We start from the raw sequence: 21,760 nt of genomic DNA, 5'->3' as shown, positions 1-21,760 counted from the left end.
TGGAAAGGCAGGGGAAGCTTTCAATGATCGTTATCGGAAACAAAAGTTATGAAGTGTTAAAGGACCATCGAAACGGCTGGAATCTGGAAGCTTTCCGGGAGCGGTACAGCGAGGTGCTGGACCGTTATGACTACATCGTGGGAGACTGGGGTTACAATCAGCTTCGGCTTAAAGGTTTCTATCGGGATAATCATCCTAAAGCTGCCAAGGACTCTACCTTCTCCAGCATGTCCGATTACATTAACGAATACTGCAATTTTGGTTGTGCTCACTTCGTGCTTCAGAAAACCAAGGAGCAGAAGGATAGCAAAGACCATGCCAATTCCAAAGACCCTGTGGAGATTCGTGAATCATCCCCCAAGGAAACCCAGGGTGAGGGGGAAGCGAAGGGAAGCAAGGAAGCCCAGCAGGAGGGCCCCAAACCGGGCAAGGAACACAAGGACCAACGCGAGCGGCGCGAAGCGAAGGAATCCAGACGCGAGCCACGCGATCCTAAGGAATCCAAAGAGAAGGACGCAAAGCCTTCCAAGGAGCCTAATCTTTCGGCTGAACAGCCGCAATAAAAAAGAACGGTCACCATGGTCATAGCCCCGTCAAGTAGACATTAAAAAAAGAGATTTTATTAAGCGGCGACTTTTTCCCGAAACTCAATCGGGGAGAGGTCGCCCAGTTTGTTTTGGAAACGTTCCATGTTGTAAAACGAAATATACTCCGTAATTTGGCTCCTGGCTTGCTCCAGATTTTGAGGTCTCTCCAAATACAGTTTCTCTGTCTTTAAGTGGGAGAAGAACGACTCAATACAAGCATTGTCATAGCAGTTTCCACGCCGGGAATGGCTTCCTGTAAGCTTCTTCTCTTCAAGTAACTTGGCATAGGTTTGTGTTGTATACTGAAACCCTTGGTCCGAGTGGAGCAAGGAAGGTCCACATTTCAGTTTCTTCACTGTGTCTGTAACGAGTTTTAAGTCATTTCGCTCAGAGAGTTCCCACGCTACAATTTCATTGTTGTACAGATCCATCACCACGGAGAGATAAGCAAAATCATGCCCAATCCGGACATACGTAATATCCGTCACGAGCTTCTGCACAGGAGTTGTCGCTGAGAATTCCCGATTTAGGACATTACGGAACAGAACGGACGGTTTCCGGCCAGCAAATGGACGTTTCTTGCAAATCATGGAACGAATCTGAAGTTCTCTCATTAAGCGGCGTACCTTTTTGTGATTCACTACAAGGCCTTCTTTGCCTAACGCGGTTCGCATACGTTTGTAGCCGAAATAAGGACGAAGCCGATGAATGCTTAAAATATGTGCTTTCAGATCCGCATCCCGGTCTGCTCGTTTCTCTCTGAGGACAGCATTTTTCTTCCATTTGTAGTAACCTGCACGCGAAATTTCAGCAATTTTACACAGCCAAACCACAGGTGCCCACTTGCTTATTTCTCGAACGGACTGGCACCGGGCTTCGAAATCCAACTTTCCTCTCCGTGCAAATTTGGATTGAGCTTTTTTAGATATTCTACCTGTGCTTTCAGATAAGCATTTTCTTCTTCTGCACTACTAAAATGCTTCTTCGTCCAACGTCCACGGTAATCCTCGAAACTCTCTCCATTTTGGTTTTTACGAACCCATGTGATAATCTGGCTCTCGCTCTTAATCCCAAACTTCTTCATGATCCGACTGTACGTCCAACCTTCTTCCACTCGCAGACGAACGGCTTCTTTCTTCGTTTCTTCGCTATATCGATTAAAGGTTTGGCCTTTCTTCGCTGACATAACAAAAATCCCCTCCGGTATCCAGTATTTGAGTTCATTGTAACATGTCCTCTTTTTTCACTGTCTACCATGAGGGGATAATACCACCAGTAATGCTGGTGGCCGTTCTTTTGTTAGGTAGTCGTTCTTCTTAATATTAGCCAAGAAATGCATCACGGACACGATTCCAGAACGGGAACGGCCGATAGCGTGCAAAACTGACCTGCTGTTCCGCCACTTGACAGCGCACGGATACGAGGTCGTCAATCGAGATATTCACATGATCGATGGTAAGCAGCAAACGCTGTTCTTTACGCGAGAATATATCACAATGATGATGCTTAGGCAGGAGCAGCGGTGAGCCCAGCGTACGGAAAATCCGATTGTTAATCGAGGCGATTTCCGCGATCTGCAGAGCATCGATGGAAGGATGCACCATCGCTCCGCCGACACTTTTGTTATAAGCCGTGCTGCCGGATGGCGTGGACACGCAAATCCCGTCTCCCCTGAACATTTCAAAGGTTACGTCGTTGATGTCAATCTGCGCGACAACGGTACCGTCAACGCCTTTAAGCGTGAATTCGTTTAAAGCAATGTAAGAGGACGTTCCTGATTTCTTATGAATTTCCAGTTGAACCAGGGGGTACTTGACGAGGCGCGGCTTCACGTTGCCGTGTTCGCCTTCCCCGCTCATATGATCAATTAGCTCTGTCAGTTCATCGGCCTTCCAATCAGCATAGAATCCCAAGTGGCCCGTGTGGACACCGACAAAAGCGAGGTCAGGAATACGGTCTATAAAAGTATGGAAAGCATGCAGCATCGTACCGTCTCCGCCGATCGAGACCACAATCTCCGGAGATTCTGCATCCAGCACAAACCCCCGCTGTTCCGCCAGCTTGTGAAATTGCTGGGTCAGCTCGACAGACAATGGGTCACCGCGGTCCAGAACATAATATCTCAAGTTGATAAGCTCCTTTGTAAGGTTATATAAAGATGATAATCAATCTTGGAGAAGAACACAATGTTCACCTTGGGAATTTGCGGATTTTCTGCTGCAGTCCTCGAATGATCTGAATAAACAACGCAACCGCAATCAGGAAACCGAGCAGGATACAGAAAGCCGCCATAATATGGGTATACCCGTTTAGGGCGGAATCCGAAACAGCCGGAAGGGCCATGGTCGGTATCGAAGATCCCATGACACTTCTCCACAACAGCAATACAGCGACCGCGGCAATCACACCATGAATCAGTCTTGCAATGACAAAAGGGAAATACCTGAGGTTGGTAGAGTTCAGGATGCTAATGATCTGGGCATGAACGGACAAACCGCCCCATGACAATATAAAGGCAGCCGCGGCCGCTTTGTATGGCAATGGAATTGCAGCCCCTGCTTCCCCGGCATATCGGGCACCAAGTGTGACCTCAAACAATCCGCCTACGATGGCAGTGGATAAGGATTCAGGCATCCCAACCAGAGATAACAGCAAACTGATGGCTTCAGTTAGCGCAGGCATAACGCCGGCGCGGGTCCAGAGTTCAAGAAACACGGAGAAGAAAACCACAAGTCCGCCGACGACGATAATGAGCTGAAGCGATGATTGTATCGCTTGTCTTAACAGGGTGCCGAGGTCCCGGCCATCCTGCTCACGCGCCGCATGCATGGCATGGAGGGCGGACTTGAGTCTGCTTGTGTTAGCCTGCGACAGGCGGAGTGAATCGGTTGCTGTTTTGGATTCATGCCTGCCATGAAATCTCATAATCAACCCCACAAGGAAACCTCCGCCATAATGGGACAAGGCAAGGATCAAACCGATCTTGGGGTCATGAAAGAAACCGATGGAGACGGCACCAATTAGAAATATAGGGTCAGAAGAGGTGGTGAAAGCGACAAGTCGCTCACCTTCCTCCCGATTTACCATTTTTTGTTCCCATAGCTTGGCGGTTAATTTGGCACCGACCGGGTATCCTGAAACATATCCCATTGCTGCAACGAATCCTCCGGCCCCCGGAATACGAAATAACGGTCTCATCATAGGGTCCAGGAGCGTGCCAATCAGGTGGACTACGCCGAACCCCAGCAGCACCTCGGAAATAACAAAGAACGGGAACAGGGAAGGGAACAGCACGTCCCACCATATCGACAGGCCACGGAGTGCGGATTGAAGCGCCGCTTCGGGAAATAAAGCCATTAGGACAATTACGCTGAGCAGTGCCGTCACGAGCAAGAGCCAGCCCATTTTTTTCATGGTCATAATAAGAAATACGCCCCCTGGCATCGATGTGAATGATGGAAATATAGGTCCGTTGTTAAAAATCTATGCAAGATATAGGACAAACAGTATAAAAAACATGAGAAAGCGGTTACAATTGTGCTTTATTTTCGGGGATCTTGTGCTATAATAAAAAACATCAAAGCACATCTTTCGTATTATGTTTGGATGGAGTGATGATCATGAGCATAGTCGCAGGTATCCTAGTATGCGCCTTCGTTTATGTTATACGTGCTTCTCTCGTCCAGAGTGAAGAGGACTGGCGCAGTTATTAATAAGTTCTAAAAGGTGCTAACCATTGCTTAGCGCCTTTTTTTGTCGTTTTTTTGGTATAATGGATAGGTACATCCAATCGAAAGCGTAACATAAAACAGATGGGAGATTAGCGGATATGAATCCGAACTTAAGCATCTATGATAACCTCGGGGGTGCCGAGGGTGTACGTTCGCTCGTCGAAGCTTTTTATCCGAGAGTGCAGCAAAATGAGCTGCTTTCGCCATTGTTTCCGGAAGATATTATGCCGGTGATGGAGAAGCAATATATGTTCTTGAGCCAGTTTTTTGGAGGGCCAGCCTTGTTCTCGGAAGCATTCGGACATCCGATGATGCGGGCCAGGCACATGAAATTCCCGATTACGGATCGCCATGCCGAAGAATGGCTTGGCTGCATGGCAGGAGCCCTAATCGAAATTGGCGTGGAGGATGAATTACGTGATTTTGTGCTGCAGCGTCTGTCCGGCCCCGCCCACCATTTCGTGAACACTCCTTAGTTCCAAAGACCTATTTCGAAACAGGAATTAGACACGAATGAAGGGATGGCGAATGGCGTGAAATTGGAACCCTTGTATTCCATCAAGGTGGTTTGCGCGCACTGTGAGCATGAATATGAAACATCCAGGGTAAGACCCAGCTTTAAAAAGGCATACCGTACAGATACGGATTTTTGCGCTTATTATAAATCGGAGAATCCCGATTTTTACGTGGTGCGGATCTGTCCTGAATGCGGTTTTGCCTCCACGGAAAACTCGACCCTGAAATTGAACGAACGGCAGAAGGCGCTCTTTCACGAGCAAGTCGGATGCCGCTGGGAGAAGAGGGATATGGGCGGCTCGCGCAATCTGGAGGATGCTCTGGAGTCGTACAAGCTGGCTCTCCTCTGCGCCCAAGTCATCGGGGAGCGGGATCGCATTGTGGCCAGCCTGCTGCATCATATCGCTTGGCTGTACCGGTATCAGGGCAACGAGGATCAAGAGAAGCGGTTCTTGAGTTATAGCCTGGAATCCTATGTTCGAGTGTTCGAGCTGGAAGGGGTAGGGGCGAATGATGCTAGGCTGCTGTATCTGATCGGAGAGATCCACCGCAGGCTGGGACAGTTTCAGGAGGCGGTTCAATGGTTCTCCAGAGTGGTCCAGGATGACAAGATTATGGACGCCGCGATGATACGCGCATCCAGAGAGCAATGGAAGCTGATATCCGAGCAGATACGGGAGCAGAAGAACGAGGCACTTAAGGCAGAGTCATAATGCAAATAGCCCGCTGAAGGGTGGGTCAGCAGGCTGTTGGACTAACACGAATAGCTAAACTCATGCTCTGCGGCAAAATCAGCGTAATCGCTGATCCGTGAGCAAGTAGTCGATATCGCTGTCCAGCACGGTTACTTTGTTGTGGCAGCAGGGGAAGATCAGCAGCTTCTTTTTCCCTTCCCTTACGCTTATCAGCTCTTTGGGTTTCATCGGCAGCAATACATTGTCGGTTCCGCAGAATGGGCAGCTGTGTACATATACGTCGTTTCCAACGACATCATAGGGCCAAGTATTGGAAAAAGGAATCATGAGTTCTCCGATGATGGTGACTCATCGTCTTTTTTCGTTGCTTTCGCTTCTTCATTCTTGGCAAGCTCGGCAATTTTCTGCATTAATATATGCTGAGGCATGTGCATCAGCTGTTCCAGCGGAACGCCCAGCTGCTTGGACAGTGTAACCGCCGTCTCCGGTGATATTTGCAAAGGTCTCATGGCTTCTAGCTCCTCCAGCAGTAAATTGGTTGTAACAGTGATAAACTTAAATTGAGTTATATATAGTTATACACTTTTCCCTAAGTCCACACAAATGGTATTCCGCTTGAAATCATATTTTATTTCGAAAGGTGATGAATGTTCAATGGCACTTCAACAAACTTGGGATTTGGAATCGATATTTCCCGGAGGCTCTTCCTCACCGCAGCTCATGAGCTTTCTTGAGGCACTTGAGCAGGATGTACATAATCTTCAGCAAGCCGTTAAAGCATTGACCGTTCCGGAAACCATGGAGGGCGCATCCAGCCTTGAGCGCTTCCTTGAGCAGTTTCAGAATGCCTATGCCCGCATCCGTGAAGTCTCCGCATTCGTGGGCTGCCTGACCGCGCAGAATGTGAATGACAAGAAGGCGGTTCAATTATCCGGACGGGTAACGTCGTTGTCCGCGACCCTGCAATCGGTTAAGAACCAATTCGATAACGTTCTCCGTGGTATGGATGACGAACTCTGGACGGCTTGGACCGGTACGGATAAGGTGTCCGAGCTTGATTTCGTATTGAACGAAAGCCGTAATCTCGCCAAAGACAAGATGAGTCCCGAGTTAGAGAGCCTGGCTCTATCGCTTGGCGTAGACGGTTATCATGGATGGGGAGAGTTCTACGATACCATCGTTAAGAAAATCCAAATCCCCTATGAGGAAGACGGTAAGACGGTCATGTTGTCCGCAGGACAGGCATTCAATAAAATGCATGATCCTCGCCGGGAAGTACGTCAATCCATGTTTGAAAAGTGGGAGCAGGCATGGGGAGACTCCGCTGATTACTGTGCGGATACCCTTAACCATTTATCCGGCTACCGCCTGAAGCTGTACGAGAACCGCGGCTGGGAGGATGTATTGAAGGAGCCGCTCGCGATTGGCCGGATGAGCCGTCAGACCCTGGATACCATGTGGGCGGTCATCCAAGACACGAAGTCGGTGCTTGTGGAATACCTGAACCGCAAAGCCAAGCTGCTTGGTCTGGAAGGTTTGTCTTGGACTGATGTAGATGCCCCGCTGCGCACTTCCGCAACCAAAATCTCATATGACGATGCAGCTGTTAACATTGTGGAGCAATTCCGCAAGTTCAGCCCGAGATTGGCGGATTTCTCGCAAATGGCGTTCGACAAGAGCTGGATTGAGGTGGAGGATCGTCCCGGCAAGCGCCCTGGCGGTTTCTGTACCTCCTTCCCGGCAAGCGGCCAGACCCGAATCTTCATGACGTTTGGCGGAACGGCCTCGAACGTTTCGACCCTAGCTCATGAGCTCGGCCATGCCTACCATCAGCATCTGATGGGCGGAATTCCGGTGCTTAACCAAAAATATGCAATGAATGTTGCCGAGACGGCATCTACATTTGCCGAAATGATTGTTTTTGATGCGATGGTGAAGGGAGCCGGCAGCGAAGAAGAAAAGCTGGCCCTGCTGGAAGAGAAAATTCAGAACAGCGTAGCCTTCTTTATGAATATTCATGCACGCTTCTTGTTCGAAACCCGCTTCTATGACAAGCGGAAAAGCGGTCTGCTCAGCAGCGAGGAAATATCGGAATTGATGGTGGAAGCGCAGAAGGAAGCCTATTGTGATGCTCTGACATCATACCATCCGCATTTCTGGGCATCCAAGCTTCATTTCTATATTACCGGGACGCCGTTCTATAATTTCCCGTACACCTTCGGTTATATGTTCAGCACGGGCCTCTATGTTCGGGCATTGGAAGAAGGTCCGAGCTTTGCGGACAAATATGATGCACTTCTTCGCGACACCGGCGTGATGTCCGTGGAGGATCTGGCGAAGAAACACCTGAATGTGGATCTGAACCAGCGCGATTTCTGGCAAAGTGCAGCAGATTCCTGCGTATCCGACATTAAACAATTCCTGCAAATGACGGAGCATATGGCGTGATTTGTTGATTATCATCGGAATAACAGATAAGAATTTCCTTGGAGGACGTTTTCCTCTCAATACATGCAATTTCCAACCTATGGAGGAGCCCGATTCGGGCTTCTTTTTTTGTCGTAAAAGAATGAAAGTTGACGCAAAAAAGGAGCCGAAACCTAAATTATTTGTGCAATTTTAGTAATAAATACCCAAATGTGTTGAATATTGTTGATACATTGATTCCTTTACCCTATAATGAGTCATAAGCCCTAATAATAGGGAGGATTTACTAATAAAGGAGGGGAGAAGAGATGGTAAAACTAGATCAATTATCACTGGCTAGACAATTGGACATCGTTTTTAAAGAGCTGGAAGAAGAGTTGGGAGGTCTTAGTTCAGGGACAGTATTTGTACAAATACGAAATAATGTAATTGGTAAATTTGGCATACGGCACAATCCATTGGCTGGGCGTAACGGAGTCATAGCTCCACTTGAGGAGGGGCTAAGTGAAGCTCAACAATTCTCTTTTCGTACGATGGCACTTGAAAGTCTGAAACATAAACGTCACTGGACACACGGCGAAATCAGTTATGAATTTATGGTACGACAAGGCATTGTAATTGTAGATGCTGTCCTTGAATCCAACTATAACATGGCAAACTTGATGATTCGGTACCCTCGGAATACATATGCCGAAGCTGCTTCGGAATCCTGAAATCATTTATCATATAGAACATATAACGAAAGAGGCGATCTTTGGGGAGAAGATCGCCTCTTTCTAATTACGGCTGGAGGGAAGAGATGCGAATTACAGGTTCGAACGACCCGATAATTGCTGCTCAGCCAATTGAACCAGACGTTTGGTGATGTAACCTCCCAAAGAACCTGTTTCACGGGAAGTATAGTTACCCATGTAACCGTCTTGTGGAAGCGTCACACCCAGTTCTTGAGCAGCTTCTACTTTCAATTGTTGAAGAGCTGCAGTTGCTTGAGGTACGACAAGATTGTTAGAAGAACGACCTTGAGCCATGTCATGTCACCTCCTTTGATGTTGTATGTGGATATTATGACTGAATCCTAGGAATCTCATTCGTGCTGGAGGCAGATCATTGGCTGGTAAAATTATCCGAATGAAATTGTCGTGTATCTAGACAAACAAGAGCAGCCCTTTGAAACAAAGGGCTGCTCTTGTTGAAACATTAAGTATATGAAGATCTAATGGTTCACCGGGGATTTGCTATTCCCCTTGCTCCGCCTCCGGTGTTGTTTTTTGGATGCTGATCTGGGTATTCAGGTTCACGGTCTGCCCCGGTTCCAGATGAATCAGACCGGTTTCTTCATTCGGCAGATTTAAATTGGGCGCGTTCGGAAGCCAGGTATACGGCTCGATGCAAAGGAAGTCCTCTGCGACGCCTTTCGTATAGAGCACCCAGTGCTTGAAAAAGGCGCGGTCAGCCGAATAATGAATTTGATAACCATCATCCCGTTGAAGCATGGCTTCAGCCGGTTTGCCCTCTGGAATTTTTAATATCGTATCCAGGTCGGCTTCCTTCAGGTTTAGTCCAGAATTCAGTTGTTCCAGATGGCCAAGCGGTGAAAAATCTCCGGTTGGGATCAGTTCATTATTCAAGGTATAAATACCCTCTACAGGCAGATCCAGCGTCCAGCGATGCGGCTCGCCATCAAGCAGGAACCACGTATGGTAACCCATGCCGAACGGGACAGGGCTGGAACCCAGATTCGTTACACGAAGACTCTGCGATAAGCGGGCCCCTGAAGACGGAAGGTCATTTCCAGCTTCAGCGGTACTGGGAATTGGGCGATCCATTTCGGATCATCCGATGATATGAACTCTGTCGAAACGGCGCACCCATCATCATCTTCCTCTATGTCGCTGACACACCAAGCCTGTGATCGGTGGAGACCGTGGATATGATTGTCGTTCGCGGTATTTTGATCAAATTGATACGATGTTCCGCCGTACTCAAACTGGCCTTTGGAAATCCGGCCTGGCGGAATGAGCATCGGGATGCCGAAGTGATAGGGCTTCTGAAGATAGAAGGCAAGCTCACTTTCATCTGGTTTTCGAAGGATTTCGCGTGAATTTTCAAGGTCTTTAATTCCAATGACATTGTTACCTAGACGAGGAAGGAGAGTCACTTCAAGACGGCCGCTGTTTAAAATATAGGTGTCGTAACCATTCCACTGGCCTTTGGTCACTTGATTCATATCGATGCTCCTTTACTAACAGAAATCATGGTCTGGACGATTAACCACATCATAACAGATTTTTACGGAAAGGGTAAAAGAAATGCTTCAAAACATCGGACGACTTGATTCCAAAATGGAATTGACAAGGGAGAGCAAGAGTTTTATCATTGCATGTAATAGTGATCCAAAATGATTGAAACACGATGACAAGGACAAGTAAGCAGGTGCGGCCCATCCTTCAGAAAGCCGGTGGTTGATGTGAACCGGTGGATCCGCTTTGCTGAATGGACCTTTGAGTGCCAGGCTGAACAGGGATTATACTGATATTCCTTAATATGCCGGCCGGGTATTCTCCGTTACAAGAATGGAAGGCTGCAGCTTAAGTATTAGAGTTTAATGCAGCGAATTAGGGTGGCACCACGGTCTCACGTCCCTTGCGGATGTGAGGCCTTTTTGCGTTCATATATAATTCCTTGAGCGGGGCAGACTTTGGATTAAAGAATATTGTAAATAAATGGAGGGCTAGTCATGAAAACTGTATTATCGGGAATTCAGCCGAGTGGCAATTTGACACTGGGCAACTACATCGGAGCCATTAAAAATTTCGTTAAGCTCCAAGATGAGCATGATTGTTACTTTATGGTCGTCGATCTGCATGCCATTACGGTACCGCAGGAGCCAAGTTCGCTTAGAGATCGCTCCGAATCGGTTGCGGCACTGTACGTTGCAGCCGGAATCGACCCGAATCGTGCTAATATTTTTCTTCAATCCCATGTTCCTCAGCATGCCGAGCTGGGATGGATCATGACAACGATGGTCAATATGGGCGAATTGGAACGAATGACACAATTTAAGGACAAATCGGAGGGTAAAGATTCCGTAGGAGCCGGTTTGTTTGTCTATCCAGCGCTCATGGCTGCAGACATATTGCTGTATAATGCCAATCTGGTACCGGTAGGGGATGACCAGAAGCAGCATTTGGAAATCACGCGCGATTTAGCTGCACGGTTCAACCATCGGTTTGGTTCCTACTTCAATATGCCGGAACCGTTCATTCCAGAGGTAGGCGCACGAATTATGTCGCTGGACGATGCTTCTAAAAAGATGAGCAAAAGTAATCCGGTTGAGGGCAGTTATATTGCGATGCTGGACACGCCGGATCAAATACGCAAGAAAATCAGCCGGGCTACAACCGACTCCGGGGCCGAAGTGGTCTATGATCCGTCCGCTAAACCAGAGGTTAGCAATCTGATGAGCATTTATTCCGAGTGCGCTGGAGTATCCCTGCAGGAAGTACAGGCGCGTTTTGAAGGAAAGATGTACGGGGCATTCAAGAAGGAGCTTGGCGAAGTTGTAGTAGCCGCTCTGGAACCACTTCAAAACAGATACTACGAAATTCGCCAAACCGGTGAGATCCATGACATTCTGGCCAAGGGAGCAGAGCAGGCACAGAAGACTGCGGCTCAAATACTGGATGGCGTCAAGGACAAGATGGGCTTTCTGGCTCGTAAATAAGCTTCCTTAAGAAGGCTTGCGTTTGGATTTGATGATGAATCCCCAGCCTATATTGAGAATGGAGAGTAGAGCGAGACCGCCGGCCAGAAATCCGTTGTAGCTGATGGAGATGGCAGAAGCGGTCAGCAGGACGATCGAAGAGACCGCAAACCACAGGGATAAGCCTTTACTCATATGAAAAAAACCTCCAAAGATAAAAATTCAAAAAATACGTATAACGTTGCAAGAAGGAGCCATAATAAGTTTGCAAGCTTGCACTGGAATAACAGACATTCAGTGAAGGGAGATATTTAATATGGCACGCCGCAGCAACAATTTGGTTGTACCTCAAGCTACTGCAGCATTACAACGTTTGAAACTCGAGGCTGCTCAAGAACTAGGCGTAACGATTCCTCAGGACGGTTACTATGGTAACTATACTTCCCGTGAAACAGGATCCCTGGGTGGATACATTACAAAACGTTTGGTACAGCAAGCTGAACAGGCTCTTTCGGGGTCTGGCCGCACGCTGTAATCTCTTTCTCATAACGTGAGTATGGAAGCCCGGAGCGCTATCATTGCGCTCCGGGCTTTGTATTCATATTACGGGATCGACACTCACCTTTGCTACATAGACAAATTGTGCCTTAAACAACGGCATAACGTCAAGAATAGATCGCTTCCAAATGTCACTGAATTGTCATATAGATGGAACGAATTCCGAAGGATTGCTAAACACTTTTTACTAATGATATGATAAACTTTATAGCGGAGGCAGTACTTCCTCCATAACGACAGATACAAGGAGGAACGTTTACACGTGGATAATCACTTGAGATACCAGGCTCCTTCAGAATCCGCAGCACTTGCCTCGGCAGCGCCTGCACCTCCCGATAAGGCGGGGACTTGGAAAGATTTTATCACGGTGACGAAGCCCGGAATCATCCGGTCAAATTTGATAGCGGCTTTTGCCGGATTTTGGCTAGCGTCGCGTTGGGATATCCAATTTGGATTGATGATTATGACACTTCTCGGAACCGTGCTTGTTATGGCTTCGTCCTGTGTTTTCAATAACTATTTCGACAGAGAGCTCGACATGAAGATGGAGCGCACACGGAATCGCTCACTTCCAACCGGACGGCTGACACCTAAGGTTGTTCTTTGGTATGCCATCATACTTGGGGTCGTTGGACTAGCTATGTTATTCCTGTTCTCAGGGGTATTGGCCGGGATATTCGGAGCGATCGGAATGTTCGTATACGTTGTGGTATACACATTATGGCTAAAGCGTTCATCAACATGGAGCACATCGGTAGGCGCTATTTCCGGAGCGATGCCTCCGGTGATCGGCTATGTGGCCGTGACAGGAAGCGTAGATATGGCTGCGGTGCTGCTGTTCGCACTTCTGTTTCTGTGGCAGCCGCCACATTTCTGGGCGCTGGGCATTCGCCGCGTTGAAGAGTATCGCGCAGCGGGCTTCCCGTTATTGCCGGTTGTTAAAGGAATTAAACGCACGAAGTATCAGATGATTCCTTACCTGGTGTTACTTATTCCGATCCCTATTCTGATGTACACGTATGGGTACGCCGGTATTTTTTTTCTGGTTATCGGACTCTTCCTGGCTGTTTGGTGGCTCTACGCCGCACTCCAAGGTTTCCGTGCCAAGGACGATGAAGCTTGGTCCAAAAAAGTATTTATTATCTCCATCAACTACTTGACCTTGAGCCTGATCGTTCTCATACTCAATACCACCTTTTAATCGGTGGAAGGGCTTAAACGCTACACTAAACCTGATAAGAACAGGGATTGCCTGAGACGAAGGGAGAACGGGGAAGGTCATGAATGCATTCAAACGTTACAAATGGACTTGGGTACTACTCGCTGTCTGTGTAATAGCAGCAATTTACCTGGTATACAATTCGCTGGGATTCGGAAAAGAAAAGTTTCCTATCGTTCGTGAGGTTGCCGCTTATTCCATGGAGAATGTGGATGGAAAGACGATCACATCGGATGATACCAAAGGCAAGGTGAAGCTCATGTACTTCTATTTCACCAGCTGCCCAGATGTGTGCCCGATTACGACACTGGTACTTTCGCAAATACAGGAAGACTTGAAGAAAGAGGGCCTCTTCGGTAAAGAGGTTAACTTCGTGTCCATCTCCTTTGATCCGGAAACCGATACAAAAAAGAAGATTAAGGAATTCGGGGACCGTTTCTATGCTGATTATAGCGGCTGGTACTTCCTTCGTGGAGATCAGGAGGAAACACGGAAGCTGATGCAGGACTCTTTCAAAATCCCGCTGCTCGGCAATAACTCGACGAATTTCACGCATGGCAATTCCATTGCATTGGTTGACCGGGACAACAATATTCGGAAGACTTATAATGCAGCAGACCCGGCCGAAGTGAAGACCGAGGATATTGTGAAGGACATTAAGTCTTTAATTAAGGAATAACCTATAGGTAAAACCAAAAGGTGCGCTCTATCGTTTAGGATGGAGACGCCTTTTTATTATTTTAAAACAAGGTCATCAGAATTCAGCAGGAGGCGGGTAAATGATGAACTCTTCCAGCCCGGCCTTCTCTAACTGGGCAATTAGGTACTCGTCAGGCGTTCCTTCAACTCCGGCGTAACCCCGGCGCGTATAAATCTGTTCGGCATCAGGAAAGATGTCGCGCAGGGCACCGCGAATTTTTTTGCCGGAGCTGTCGTTATCCATAAAAAGATAGACCTCTTGATCCTTCACCTGTTTATGAAGGCTTTCAAGCTTGGCGGTGTTTAACGTTCCGAACGTGCACAAGATGGTTATATCTGATGTCAGCAATCGGCGTAGTCGACTCCTGTCGTTCTTACCCTCTACGATGATGAATATCGGCATCTTTTTTCACCTCTGTCATGATACGGAGATCCTTGGCGGCATTCCCCGGGAAATGATAATCCGCCGTCGAATGATGGATATGTCGAATGGTGTATGTATAGTGTAACTTGTTTCTTGCCGATCATGCAAAGCAGGCAAAATAAACGGCCATCCAGTGGATGGCCGCAACAAGGTTAACCCATGTATTCTAGTAGAAACAGCTCAAGATGATGACGAGCAGAATATACAATACAAGAACCATCCCTACAGAATTTCCATGGCCTCCTGTATGACAATGTTTATGATGATGAACATGACTCATGATTACTTCACCCCTTGGTTAGATGTACGTGGTCATTTGCCACACTGTATCTTATGTGGATTTACCCATATGGACTGTGTGTTGGCCCATCTGCATCTTTTTGGGCGCTGACTCAAGCCAGGTACAGCTTCCTTAGACGGTTGAGATTGGGGCTTCCGGTGAGATGGCCGTTAAAGGGGCTTCACGATTGCGTTTGGGGAGCAGCAGCAGAACGGTCATCAGCATCAGAAACGCGATGAAATAAGGTGACACCACCGTTCGGAGCTGTCCAGCCGCAATAGGGCCGACAAAGGAACCAAGCGACATGGCGATGGATTGAAATGAGAACACTTTCCCGAGTCTGCCTCCGCCGCTTAGCTCGATGAACAATGAGGATAATGCCGGAAACAGGAATCCTTTAGCTAGCCCGAGTGCAAACAGGATGATCATAATCGGTACATGGTCAGCTGCGGCCAGAGCGTAGAAGCAAATCGCCAGCCCCAATACGCCGATGGCTACTCTGATATGGGGCGCATAACGATTAAGAAACAGCATGCTTAATGTGACCAAAGCTCCAAGACTAATGACGGAGAATAGAAGTCCGGTGGACATAATGCTTGCCAGCCCGCTTTCTCGCAGCGGTATTTCAAAAAACAGGATTCCTTGAGAGCATGCGATAGCAAACGGAATCAAATATAAACGCAAGCTAAAAGGAAGCCGCGCCGGTGCCCCATTGTTGATCGGAACAGCAGCCTGACCTTTATCCTTAGCAGTGGCTGACAGAGGCTTCGGGAGACTGAGAAACGCCATCAAACCGGTGAAAATCAAAAGCCAGCCCAGACTCTGGAATGTACCGGAAAATCCTGCTTTGGCTACAATGAAAGCGCCGGCGGCCGGGGACAAGACGGAGGCAAGAGTGTGTATTACGCCATGACCGGACATATATTTGCCTTGCGTAACAGGATCCCGGGAGAGTGACGCAAGCAGTGCCAGACAGGCCGGTGACAAAAAGGCCAGAACGAATCCGCTGATCGAGCGGAGCACGAGCAGCTGCCAGGGCAATTGGACATGAGCCTGGAGCAACAGGATCACACCAGCGGCGGTTAAGCTGAAAATAATGTAGCGTCTGCTGCCGTGCCGGTCGATCAGATTGCCTGCAAGCAGATTGCCAGGCAGATGGGTCAGAGCATAAATGCCCATCATCCAGCCGATAAACGTAGGGGCTGCGCCAAGAGAGATGGCAAAAGGCGTCAGTACAGGATACTGAGCATGCAAATCAAAAAACGCCAGAAACAAAAACATATAGAGCCATAAAGCGGTTTTCAATATGGCACCCTCCTATCCGGCAAAAGTTGATATTGTTACTACTACTTGTACGTTCGAAAGGGCAAGCTTATACCTTTTTGTGAAAAGACCCGGTTGGCTGACAGCTTTGCGGGGTATCATGTATAATTAATAAGACGGCCATGAACCGCCGTTTTTGAAACGATGAACGGGAGTGAATTGTATTGGATACTCAGGTCTGGATTGAATTTCTCAAACAAAACTGGCTGGTCATTGCCATCGCCTTAATTATCTTGTTTATTGTGCTGAATGTGGTGAGAACCGTCATTAAGTGGGCGCTGGCCGTACTTATCATCGTGGGATTGTTAGTGTACAGCGGAATTTCCTTAGATAAAATCGGCGAGGTTGTAACCACGGTGAAGGAAGAAACGGTAGACACGATAAAAAAAGAAGCGCTGAACATGATGATGAAAGAAGCGAAGGAAGCGAAATATACCTCGAATGAGGACGGTACCTACTCCATTAAAGCTCCCAATCTGGAGCTGAAAGGAAGCGCCGGTTCCGAAGAGGTTGAAGTGACTTTCCGCGGAGTTTCGGTAGGGAAGTGGGATATCAACGATACGATTCAGAGCTTTATCGACGATGCCAAGAGCAATACGGCCTCTAAATAAAAAAGATAGAGCGCAATCGGAAGCGAATGTACGAGAGCGGCAGCGTTGTTCGTGCTGCAGCTTGATTACATCGGTTGACAAGACATCATGGGGAGAGGAGGGGATACCGTTGATGTCGGCATGGAAGGAGAGTGTGCTGGGTGGAAACGGAATCACCATCTTGCTGCTGCTGATTGTGGCTTTTTCACTAATACAGGGATGGAGTCGCGGAGCCTCCCGGTCAGCCGGGAAGCTTGTTTTTTTTCTGGGGGATGCGGTGCTGCGCCTGGTCGGGCTTGCGATCTCCGTTCCTTTTACATTATGGTTATCACCTAAAGCAGGCGATTGGCTGGGTACGGTCTCCACTTTACCGAATCGAGAGCTGCGCTTCTGGGAACAGATTTATTATACAGCCGTAAAATCGCTGGCGGATTTCCCGCTGCTGCGGTTTGCGGTGCTGTTTATGTTAAGTTACGCCCTTATCGTATTTATGCTGCGTCTGCTCGTGTCCCTGATTATGGGAGGCAGGCTGGGACTCTTCGAAACGAGAAAAGATACATCGGCATCGCTGCTGAGCCGGCTAACAGGTGCGGGAATTGGCGTCATCATGGGCGCAGCGCGGAGCATTATTGTTATTGCGATCTTATTCATCTACGTCAGTTTGAATCCCGATCACGGCTTTAGCCGGTACGTTGAGGCTTCACCCGTTTATCAACAGGGGGCGAAGGCAGTAATAGAGCCTTTATCGGGCTCTCTCGTCCGCGAGAAGCTGCCGGTCTTTACCCAATCGGTTCAGGAAGAATTGAACGGGATCATTCAGCGGAAGTATGAGGTCATCGACCACAAGATTCCCGAGGGCATTGAGCAGACGGCAGCCCATGTTGTAAAGGGTTCGTCAACCGATGAAGAGAAAGCGCGAAAGCTCTATGATTGGGTTGGCAGCCGGATAACATATGATCACGACAAAGTGACCTTGTACGAAGAGCAGCGGATATGGAAAGAGCAGACACCGCAGGATACGTATGACACCAGGTTAGGCGTGTGCATTGATTATGCCCGGCTGTATGCCATGATGGCCCGGTCTCAGGATCTGAAAGTCCGGGTCGTAACCGGCAGGGGATATAATGGCCAAGGCGGTTATGGTCCGCATGCCTGGAATGAGGTCTACTTGAGTGAAGAGAAGCGGTGGATACCGCTGGACCCGACCTGGGCACAGAGCGGAAACTGGTTTAACCCGCCTCGCTTTAATGAAACGCATATTAAGGAGCAGGTGTTTTGATCGTGTGTTGATATGGAGAAGGGCGGACTTTGGAGCAAGGGAAGTCCGCCCTTTCTCATCAGGAGGGCCCTTCCAGATGAAGTGGGGGGGCGTTTATGTTAATATGGGTTTATGTGATTGTGGATAAAGGGGAGAAGCATACGTGAAAGGGTTTAGGCCGGATAAGCGCAAACAAGAAGAACAAGATGCCGGCAGTCAGTTTAACTTGCGGGTTAATCTATTTTTTTTCAGCACTTTTATCATATTCTGTGTCATTATTATACGCCTTGCTATACTGCAGTTTGTTGAAGGACCTGAGCTAAAAGAGCTCGAAACCGGCGGACAGGTTAAAAATTTCCCGCTTCAGCCGATCCGGGGCAGCATCATTGATGCTTCCGGAACACCGATTGCCTACTCGACACCTTCCCAAGCACTGTATTTAACGCTGTTAAAAGATTACAGTTCATCCGAACGGGGGAAGAAGAACCGTCCGGAGATCCAAAAGCTGGCCGAGGAAATGGTCAAGGTCTTCGAACAGTATGGTGATCCAAAAGCCGAAAAGCTAACGGTGGATGATGTGATCAAAGCGATGGACCTGGAGTTCAACAAGCAGCCGGGTTATGAGCCGAGACGCATAAAGGCAAATCTCTCGACTAAAGAAGTGGCCTACTTTATGGAGCATAAAAATGAATATCCTGGAGTCGAGGTTGTCGAAGAGAGTCAGCGTCAATACAACCCGGACAAAATCGCCGTTCAAACGATTGGTTATTTGAAAGAATTCCGCGGAAATAAGACACTGGATAAATATAAACAGATCGATGAGCAGAACAAGAAACAAAAAGATCCGGGACTTATCTACACGGAGCAGGAGAAGGTCGGTGTAGATGGACTCGAAATGATGTTCCAGGATGAGCTGCGCGGCAAGAACGGATATATCGGCATTCCGATTAATCCGCAGAACATGGCGGACGGGGTGCCAACCATGATCGCCCCGGAGAAGGGCTACAATATTCATACGACGATCCACAAGGATATTCAGAAGGTGACGCAGCAGGCGATCATTGATCAGCTGAAATGGCTTCATACCAATACGGTTTCCGGTAAAACGCATCCGAATGCGCAGACGGGTTATGCCGTAGCGATGGAAGTGGACACCGGCAACATTGTTGCCATGGCCAGCATGCCGGACTATGACCCGAATGTGTGGGAGAATGGAACTGATGATTGGGAATCCGTCATGAAGTATTACGGCAACGGAACGATTTCTCCATACAGTTCCGGTCGATCCGGCAACAATCTGGAATCGGTTGTGCTGTTGGGTTCAACAGTAAAGCCACTAAGTGTACTCATTGGACTTAATGAAAAATTGTTCGGGCCAAACGATTATTATTATGATGGCGGGGCTGCATTTTTTGGTAAAGATAATTCAAGGGTTCAGAACTCCGGTGGTAGAGCTTACGGATCTTTGAACCCAAGAAGTGCAATTGAACACTCATCTAACGCCTTTATGGTTGACTGGGTTGGGGAACGACTGTATAACAAATATGGTTCCGAATCCGTTGGAAAATGGGATGAATATATGAAGGAATTCGGGCTTGGGGTTTCTACCGAATCCGGTTTGCCAAAGGAGCATAAAGGAATCATCGAGTATACCAATATCGAGCAGGCGGGAAGTTATCTGGCTTCCATGGCATACGCTTCATTCGGACAGTCCGGTAAATATACGACGCTCCAATTGGCCCAGTACGCCAGCACGCTTGCCAATCGGGGAGAACGCATTCGGCCGCAGCTTGCGAGCAAGATTGTGGATCAGGACGGCAATGTGATCAAGGAATTCAAACGCGAGGTATTAAATAAAGCGGAATTCCCAGAGCAGTACTGGAATGAAGTCATTGCAGGGATGAATACGCAAGGACTTCGAGCATTTGAAGATTTTAAATATGATTTTGCACGGAAGACAGGAACATCCGAGCAGGATATTTATAAAAACGGTACTCGGATCCGGGTGGAGAACGGGGTGTTCATCGCCTTTGCTCCACGGCAAAATCCGAAGCTGGCCGTCGCCGTGGTCATTCCGGAAGCAGGCTTCGGTTCCCAGAGTGCCGCGCCGGTTGCCCGTAAAATTTTTGACGCGTATGACGAGATTTACGGACTCGACGGTACGCCTCACCCTAAAAAAACCGAGGGTGAGAATGGGGATGGCAGTAACGAATAAGAGGATATTTGCAAAAACGGCAGCCAAGTGCCCTCAATGGGTTGGCTGCCGTTTTTTTATCCGTTACACATGGGCGTCTGGAGCTTTGTCCGCCACCAGATTAAGGACGACGTTAAACTCCAGCAGCGCTTTGAGGCCGCAGAGTACCATGGTGTATCCTCCCATGGAATCAATAGCTCCCTGTACCATTTCATCCGCATTGCCTGTAAATCCGGAGTGGGTAATGGCAACGAAGGTCTCATGATCGCCCCGTGGCGTGAATGTCCACTCGGTTTTGGTCTGGTCCGAAGACTCGATCGCGATGCGGCGATTGACTTCGATATGTTGAACGTACACGTCATCATGGACCCCGTACATCTCCCAATCCCAGCGAATATGGCTGCCTTCCTCCAGCTTGCCGCTGCTTTTGGTAAACCAGAACTTGGTTGTAATCTCAGGATCGATGAAAGCCTCGAATACTTCTGAAACGGGTCTTCGAATCAACATCTCTGCCGTCACGACAGGGGTCTCATTGAGTTTGGTCATATGATTGTATGACTCCTTTCGGGGTTGTCTTCAGTAATATCGTAGCATATAGGAATTCATATTCTTTCTTTTACATTGCTCATTTATTTCAAGGGTCGTGTGCTTGTTCGAGAGCTTGGGAAATACTACTTGAGACTAGCGTTACCTCAGTTTTGGCATGTCCGGGGGCGGCTATTCATAGGGGAATGTTTTGACGCCATGCCTTTTGTGGTAAAATGTCGTTATGTTTGCTTGTGATTCGTAAGGGGGTTAATACCATGAAACATAAATATCGATTGTTGGCACTGGATATGGACGGTACGCTGCTGCGGGACGATCATGAAGTGTCTGAGGAAACGGTGAAGTGGATCAAGGAAGCGGTACGGCACGGCATTCATGTCTGTCTCTCGACAGGCCGGCCGTTTCAGGACGCGTATCCGTATGCCAAACAGCTTGAACTGACGACACCGATGGTAACGGTGAACGGAGGCGAGGTATGGCGTGCGCCATATGAATTACACCGCCGCGCATTGCTCGACAGCAAGCTCGTGGAGCAAATGCACGCACTGGCCATTGAAACCGGATCATGGTTCTGGGCGTATTCAGTAGAAAGATTGTATAACTCTGAGAACTGGACCGACGATATCGCGAATCAGGAATGGCTGAAATTCGGTTACACCACGAATGATCATGAGGTGCGTCACAACATTTTGATGCGCCTGCAGGATATGGGCGGACTGGAGATCACGAACTCCTCGCCGGATAACCTGGAAATCAATCCGCAGGGCGTTAACAAAGCGACCGGAATCGGACAGGTGTGTGAGCTGCTCGGCATTAGCATGTCCGAAGTCGTAGCCGTAGGCGACAGCTTGAACGACCTGGCTGTGATTCAGCAGGCCGGCCTCGGCGTGGCGATGGGCAATGCCCAGCAGACGGTTAAGGATGAAGCGGACCTTGTGGTTTCCAGCAACAATGAGGACGGCATCGTTGAGGTCATCAGGGATCATATTTTGATCGAAAGGTGAGATGTT

Annotated in this window: 23 protein-coding genes, 1 pseudogene and 1 other annotated feature; of the genes and pseudogenes, 13 read left to right on the top strand and 11 right to left on the bottom strand. The window is 48.3% G+C overall.

Translation table 11 applies throughout. The features are described 5' to 3' along the window. Positions 1-23 precede the first annotated feature (23 nt). Complete coding sequence (locus tag BJP58_RS15235; protein ID WP_194544558.1) at positions 24-563, top strand: YutD family protein; 540 nt, start codon at positions 24-26, stop codon at positions 561-563. A gap of 59 nt (positions 564-622) precedes the next feature. Here BJP58_RS15235 and BJP58_RS15230 read toward each other — a convergent pair. The 3 genes from BJP58_RS15230 to ylbJ all read right to left on the bottom strand — a co-directional run bounded on the left by BJP58_RS15230 (position 623) and on the right by ylbJ (position 4,007). Continuing rightward, a protein-coding gene (locus BJP58_RS15230) for an IS3 family transposase (protein ID WP_194544557.1) occupies positions 623-1,773 on the bottom strand; the annotation gives its coding sequence in 2 pieces (ribosomal slippage) (positions 623-1,512 and positions 1,512-1,773; 1,152 coding nt in all). Positions 1,774-1,909: 136 nt separating this feature from the next. Then, entirely contained in the window at positions 1,910-2,713 is an 804-nt protein-coding gene (locus BJP58_RS15225) for an NAD kinase (RefSeq protein ID WP_009591431.1), read from the bottom strand. A gap of 64 nt (positions 2,714-2,777) precedes the next feature. Continuing rightward, entirely contained in the window at positions 2,778-4,007 is a 1,230-nt protein-coding gene (gene ylbJ / locus BJP58_RS15220) for a sporulation integral membrane protein YlbJ (RefSeq protein WP_194544556.1), read from the bottom strand. Between the two features lie 409 nt (positions 4,008-4,416). On the opposite strand from ylbJ, the gene BJP58_RS15215 reads away from it, so the two are divergent. Next, the gene (locus BJP58_RS15215; protein WP_071222368.1) at positions 4,417-4,794 is read left to right on the top strand and encodes a globin domain-containing protein; all 378 of its coding nucleotides are present in this window, start codon (positions 4,417-4,419) and stop codon (positions 4,792-4,794) included. A 57-nt stretch (positions 4,795-4,851) separates the two neighbouring features. Beyond that, the gene (locus BJP58_RS15210; RefSeq protein WP_233355083.1) at positions 4,852-5,547 is read left to right on the top strand and encodes a DUF2225 domain-containing protein; all 696 of its coding nucleotides are present in this window, start codon (positions 4,852-4,854) and stop codon (positions 5,545-5,547) included. 78 nt (positions 5,548-5,625) lie between these two features. Here the strand turns inward: BJP58_RS15210 and BJP58_RS15205 are convergent, their stop codons facing one another. Together BJP58_RS15205 and BJP58_RS15200 are read right to left on the bottom strand one after the other, a co-directional pair. Continuing rightward, on the bottom strand, positions 5,626-5,856 hold the full coding sequence (locus BJP58_RS15205; protein WP_071222370.1) for a hypothetical protein: 231 nt from the start codon (positions 5,854-5,856) through the stop codon (positions 5,626-5,628). Next, on the bottom strand, positions 5,853-6,038 hold the full coding sequence (locus BJP58_RS15200; RefSeq protein ID WP_071222371.1) for a YycC family protein: 186 nt from the start codon (positions 6,036-6,038) through the stop codon (positions 5,853-5,855). Before BJP58_RS15200 ends, BJP58_RS15205 begins: the two co-directional genes overlap by 4 nt. A gap of 145 nt (positions 6,039-6,183) precedes the next feature. Between BJP58_RS15200 and BJP58_RS15195 the strand changes: the two genes are divergently transcribed. Together BJP58_RS15195 and BJP58_RS15190 are read left to right on the top strand one after the other, a co-directional pair. After that, positions 6,184-7,977, top strand: a complete 1,794-nt coding sequence (locus BJP58_RS15195) for a M3 family oligoendopeptidase (protein ID WP_194544555.1) — start codon at positions 6,184-6,186, stop codon at positions 7,975-7,977. A gap of 287 nt (positions 7,978-8,264) precedes the next feature. Then, positions 8,265-8,669 carry an O-methyltransferase gene (locus BJP58_RS15190; protein ID WP_194544554.1) on the top strand — a complete coding sequence of 135 codons (405 nt, stop codon included), beginning with the start codon at positions 8,265-8,267 and terminating at the stop codon, positions 8,667-8,669. Positions 8,670-8,762: 93 nt separating this feature from the next. Here the strand turns inward: BJP58_RS15190 and BJP58_RS15185 are convergent, their stop codons facing one another. Then, positions 8,763-8,984, bottom strand: coding sequence for an alpha/beta-type small acid-soluble spore protein (locus BJP58_RS15185; RefSeq protein ID WP_007131961.1), 222 nt, complete (start codon positions 8,982-8,984; stop codon positions 8,763-8,765). A gap of 207 nt (positions 8,985-9,191) precedes the next feature. Continuing rightward, positions 9,192-10,183, bottom strand: a pseudogene (locus tag BJP58_RS15180) (aldose 1-epimerase). A gap of 176 nt (positions 10,184-10,359) precedes the next feature. Then, positions 10,360-10,603 (top strand) — a binding site (T-box leader). A 90-nt stretch (positions 10,604-10,693) separates the two neighbouring features. On the opposite strand from BJP58_RS15180, the gene trpS reads away from it, so the two are divergent. Next, positions 10,694-11,680, top strand: a complete 987-nt coding sequence (trpS, locus tag BJP58_RS15175; RefSeq protein WP_071222375.1) for a tryptophan--tRNA ligase — start codon at positions 10,694-10,696, stop codon at positions 11,678-11,680. Between the two features lie 6 nt (positions 11,681-11,686). Here the strand turns inward: trpS and BJP58_RS15170 are convergent, their stop codons facing one another. Next, entirely contained in the window at positions 11,687-11,854 is a 168-nt protein-coding gene (locus BJP58_RS15170) for a hypothetical protein (protein ID WP_194544553.1), read from the bottom strand. Between the two features lie 121 nt (positions 11,855-11,975). Between BJP58_RS15170 and BJP58_RS15165 the strand changes: the two genes are divergently transcribed. From BJP58_RS15165 to BJP58_RS15155, 3 genes are all read left to right on the top strand, one after another. Beyond that, on the top strand, positions 11,976-12,194 hold the full coding sequence (locus BJP58_RS15165; protein WP_015737431.1) for an alpha/beta-type small acid-soluble spore protein: 219 nt from the start codon (positions 11,976-11,978) through the stop codon (positions 12,192-12,194). A gap of 285 nt (positions 12,195-12,479) precedes the next feature. Further along, the gene (gene cyoE, locus BJP58_RS15160; protein ID WP_071222376.1) at positions 12,480-13,418 is read left to right on the top strand and encodes a heme o synthase; all 939 of its coding nucleotides are present in this window, start codon (positions 12,480-12,482) and stop codon (positions 13,416-13,418) included. A gap of 79 nt (positions 13,419-13,497) precedes the next feature. After that, complete coding sequence (locus tag BJP58_RS15155) at positions 13,498-14,115, top strand: SCO family protein (RefSeq protein ID WP_194544552.1); 618 nt, start codon at positions 13,498-13,500, stop codon at positions 14,113-14,115. 75 nt (positions 14,116-14,190) lie between these two features. Here the strand turns inward: BJP58_RS15155 and BJP58_RS15150 are convergent, their stop codons facing one another. Further along, complete coding sequence (locus tag BJP58_RS15150; RefSeq protein WP_071222378.1) at positions 14,191-14,538, bottom strand: toprim domain-containing protein; 348 nt, start codon at positions 14,536-14,538, stop codon at positions 14,191-14,193. A 433-nt stretch (positions 14,539-14,971) separates the two neighbouring features. After that, complete coding sequence (locus tag BJP58_RS15145) at positions 14,972-16,144, bottom strand: MFS transporter (RefSeq protein WP_194544551.1); 1,173 nt, start codon at positions 16,142-16,144, stop codon at positions 14,972-14,974. A 182-nt stretch (positions 16,145-16,326) separates the two neighbouring features. On the opposite strand from BJP58_RS15145, the gene BJP58_RS15140 reads away from it, so the two are divergent. From BJP58_RS15140 to BJP58_RS15130, 3 genes are all read left to right on the top strand, one after another. After that, complete coding sequence (locus BJP58_RS15140) at positions 16,327-16,773, top strand: hypothetical protein (RefSeq protein WP_194544550.1); 447 nt, start codon at positions 16,327-16,329, stop codon at positions 16,771-16,773. A gap of 109 nt (positions 16,774-16,882) precedes the next feature. Beyond that, on the top strand, positions 16,883-18,031 hold the full coding sequence (locus tag BJP58_RS15135) for a transglutaminase domain-containing protein (RefSeq protein ID WP_194544549.1): 1,149 nt from the start codon (positions 16,883-16,885) through the stop codon (positions 18,029-18,031). 142 nt (positions 18,032-18,173) lie between these two features. Continuing rightward, positions 18,174-20,225, top strand: coding sequence for a peptidoglycan D,D-transpeptidase FtsI family protein (locus BJP58_RS15130; RefSeq protein WP_194544548.1), 2,052 nt, complete (start codon positions 18,174-18,176; stop codon positions 20,223-20,225). A gap of 63 nt (positions 20,226-20,288) precedes the next feature. Here BJP58_RS15130 and BJP58_RS15125 read toward each other — a convergent pair whose 3' ends face one another. Beyond that, positions 20,289-20,750, bottom strand: a complete 462-nt coding sequence (locus BJP58_RS15125; protein WP_194544547.1) for an SRPBCC family protein — start codon at positions 20,748-20,750, stop codon at positions 20,289-20,291. A gap of 257 nt (positions 20,751-21,007) precedes the next feature. Between BJP58_RS15125 and BJP58_RS15120 the strand changes: the two genes are divergently transcribed. After that, complete coding sequence (locus BJP58_RS15120; RefSeq protein WP_071222384.1) at positions 21,008-21,754, top strand: Cof-type HAD-IIB family hydrolase; 747 nt, start codon at positions 21,008-21,010, stop codon at positions 21,752-21,754. Positions 21,755-21,760: the final 6 nt, after the last annotated feature.

It is taken from the genome of Paenibacillus sp. JZ16 (assembly GCF_015326965.1).
Classification (GTDB): domain Bacteria; phylum Bacillota; class Bacilli; order Paenibacillales; family Paenibacillaceae; genus Paenibacillus_AQ.
This window is presented reverse-complemented; position numbering and strand designations above follow the sequence as displayed.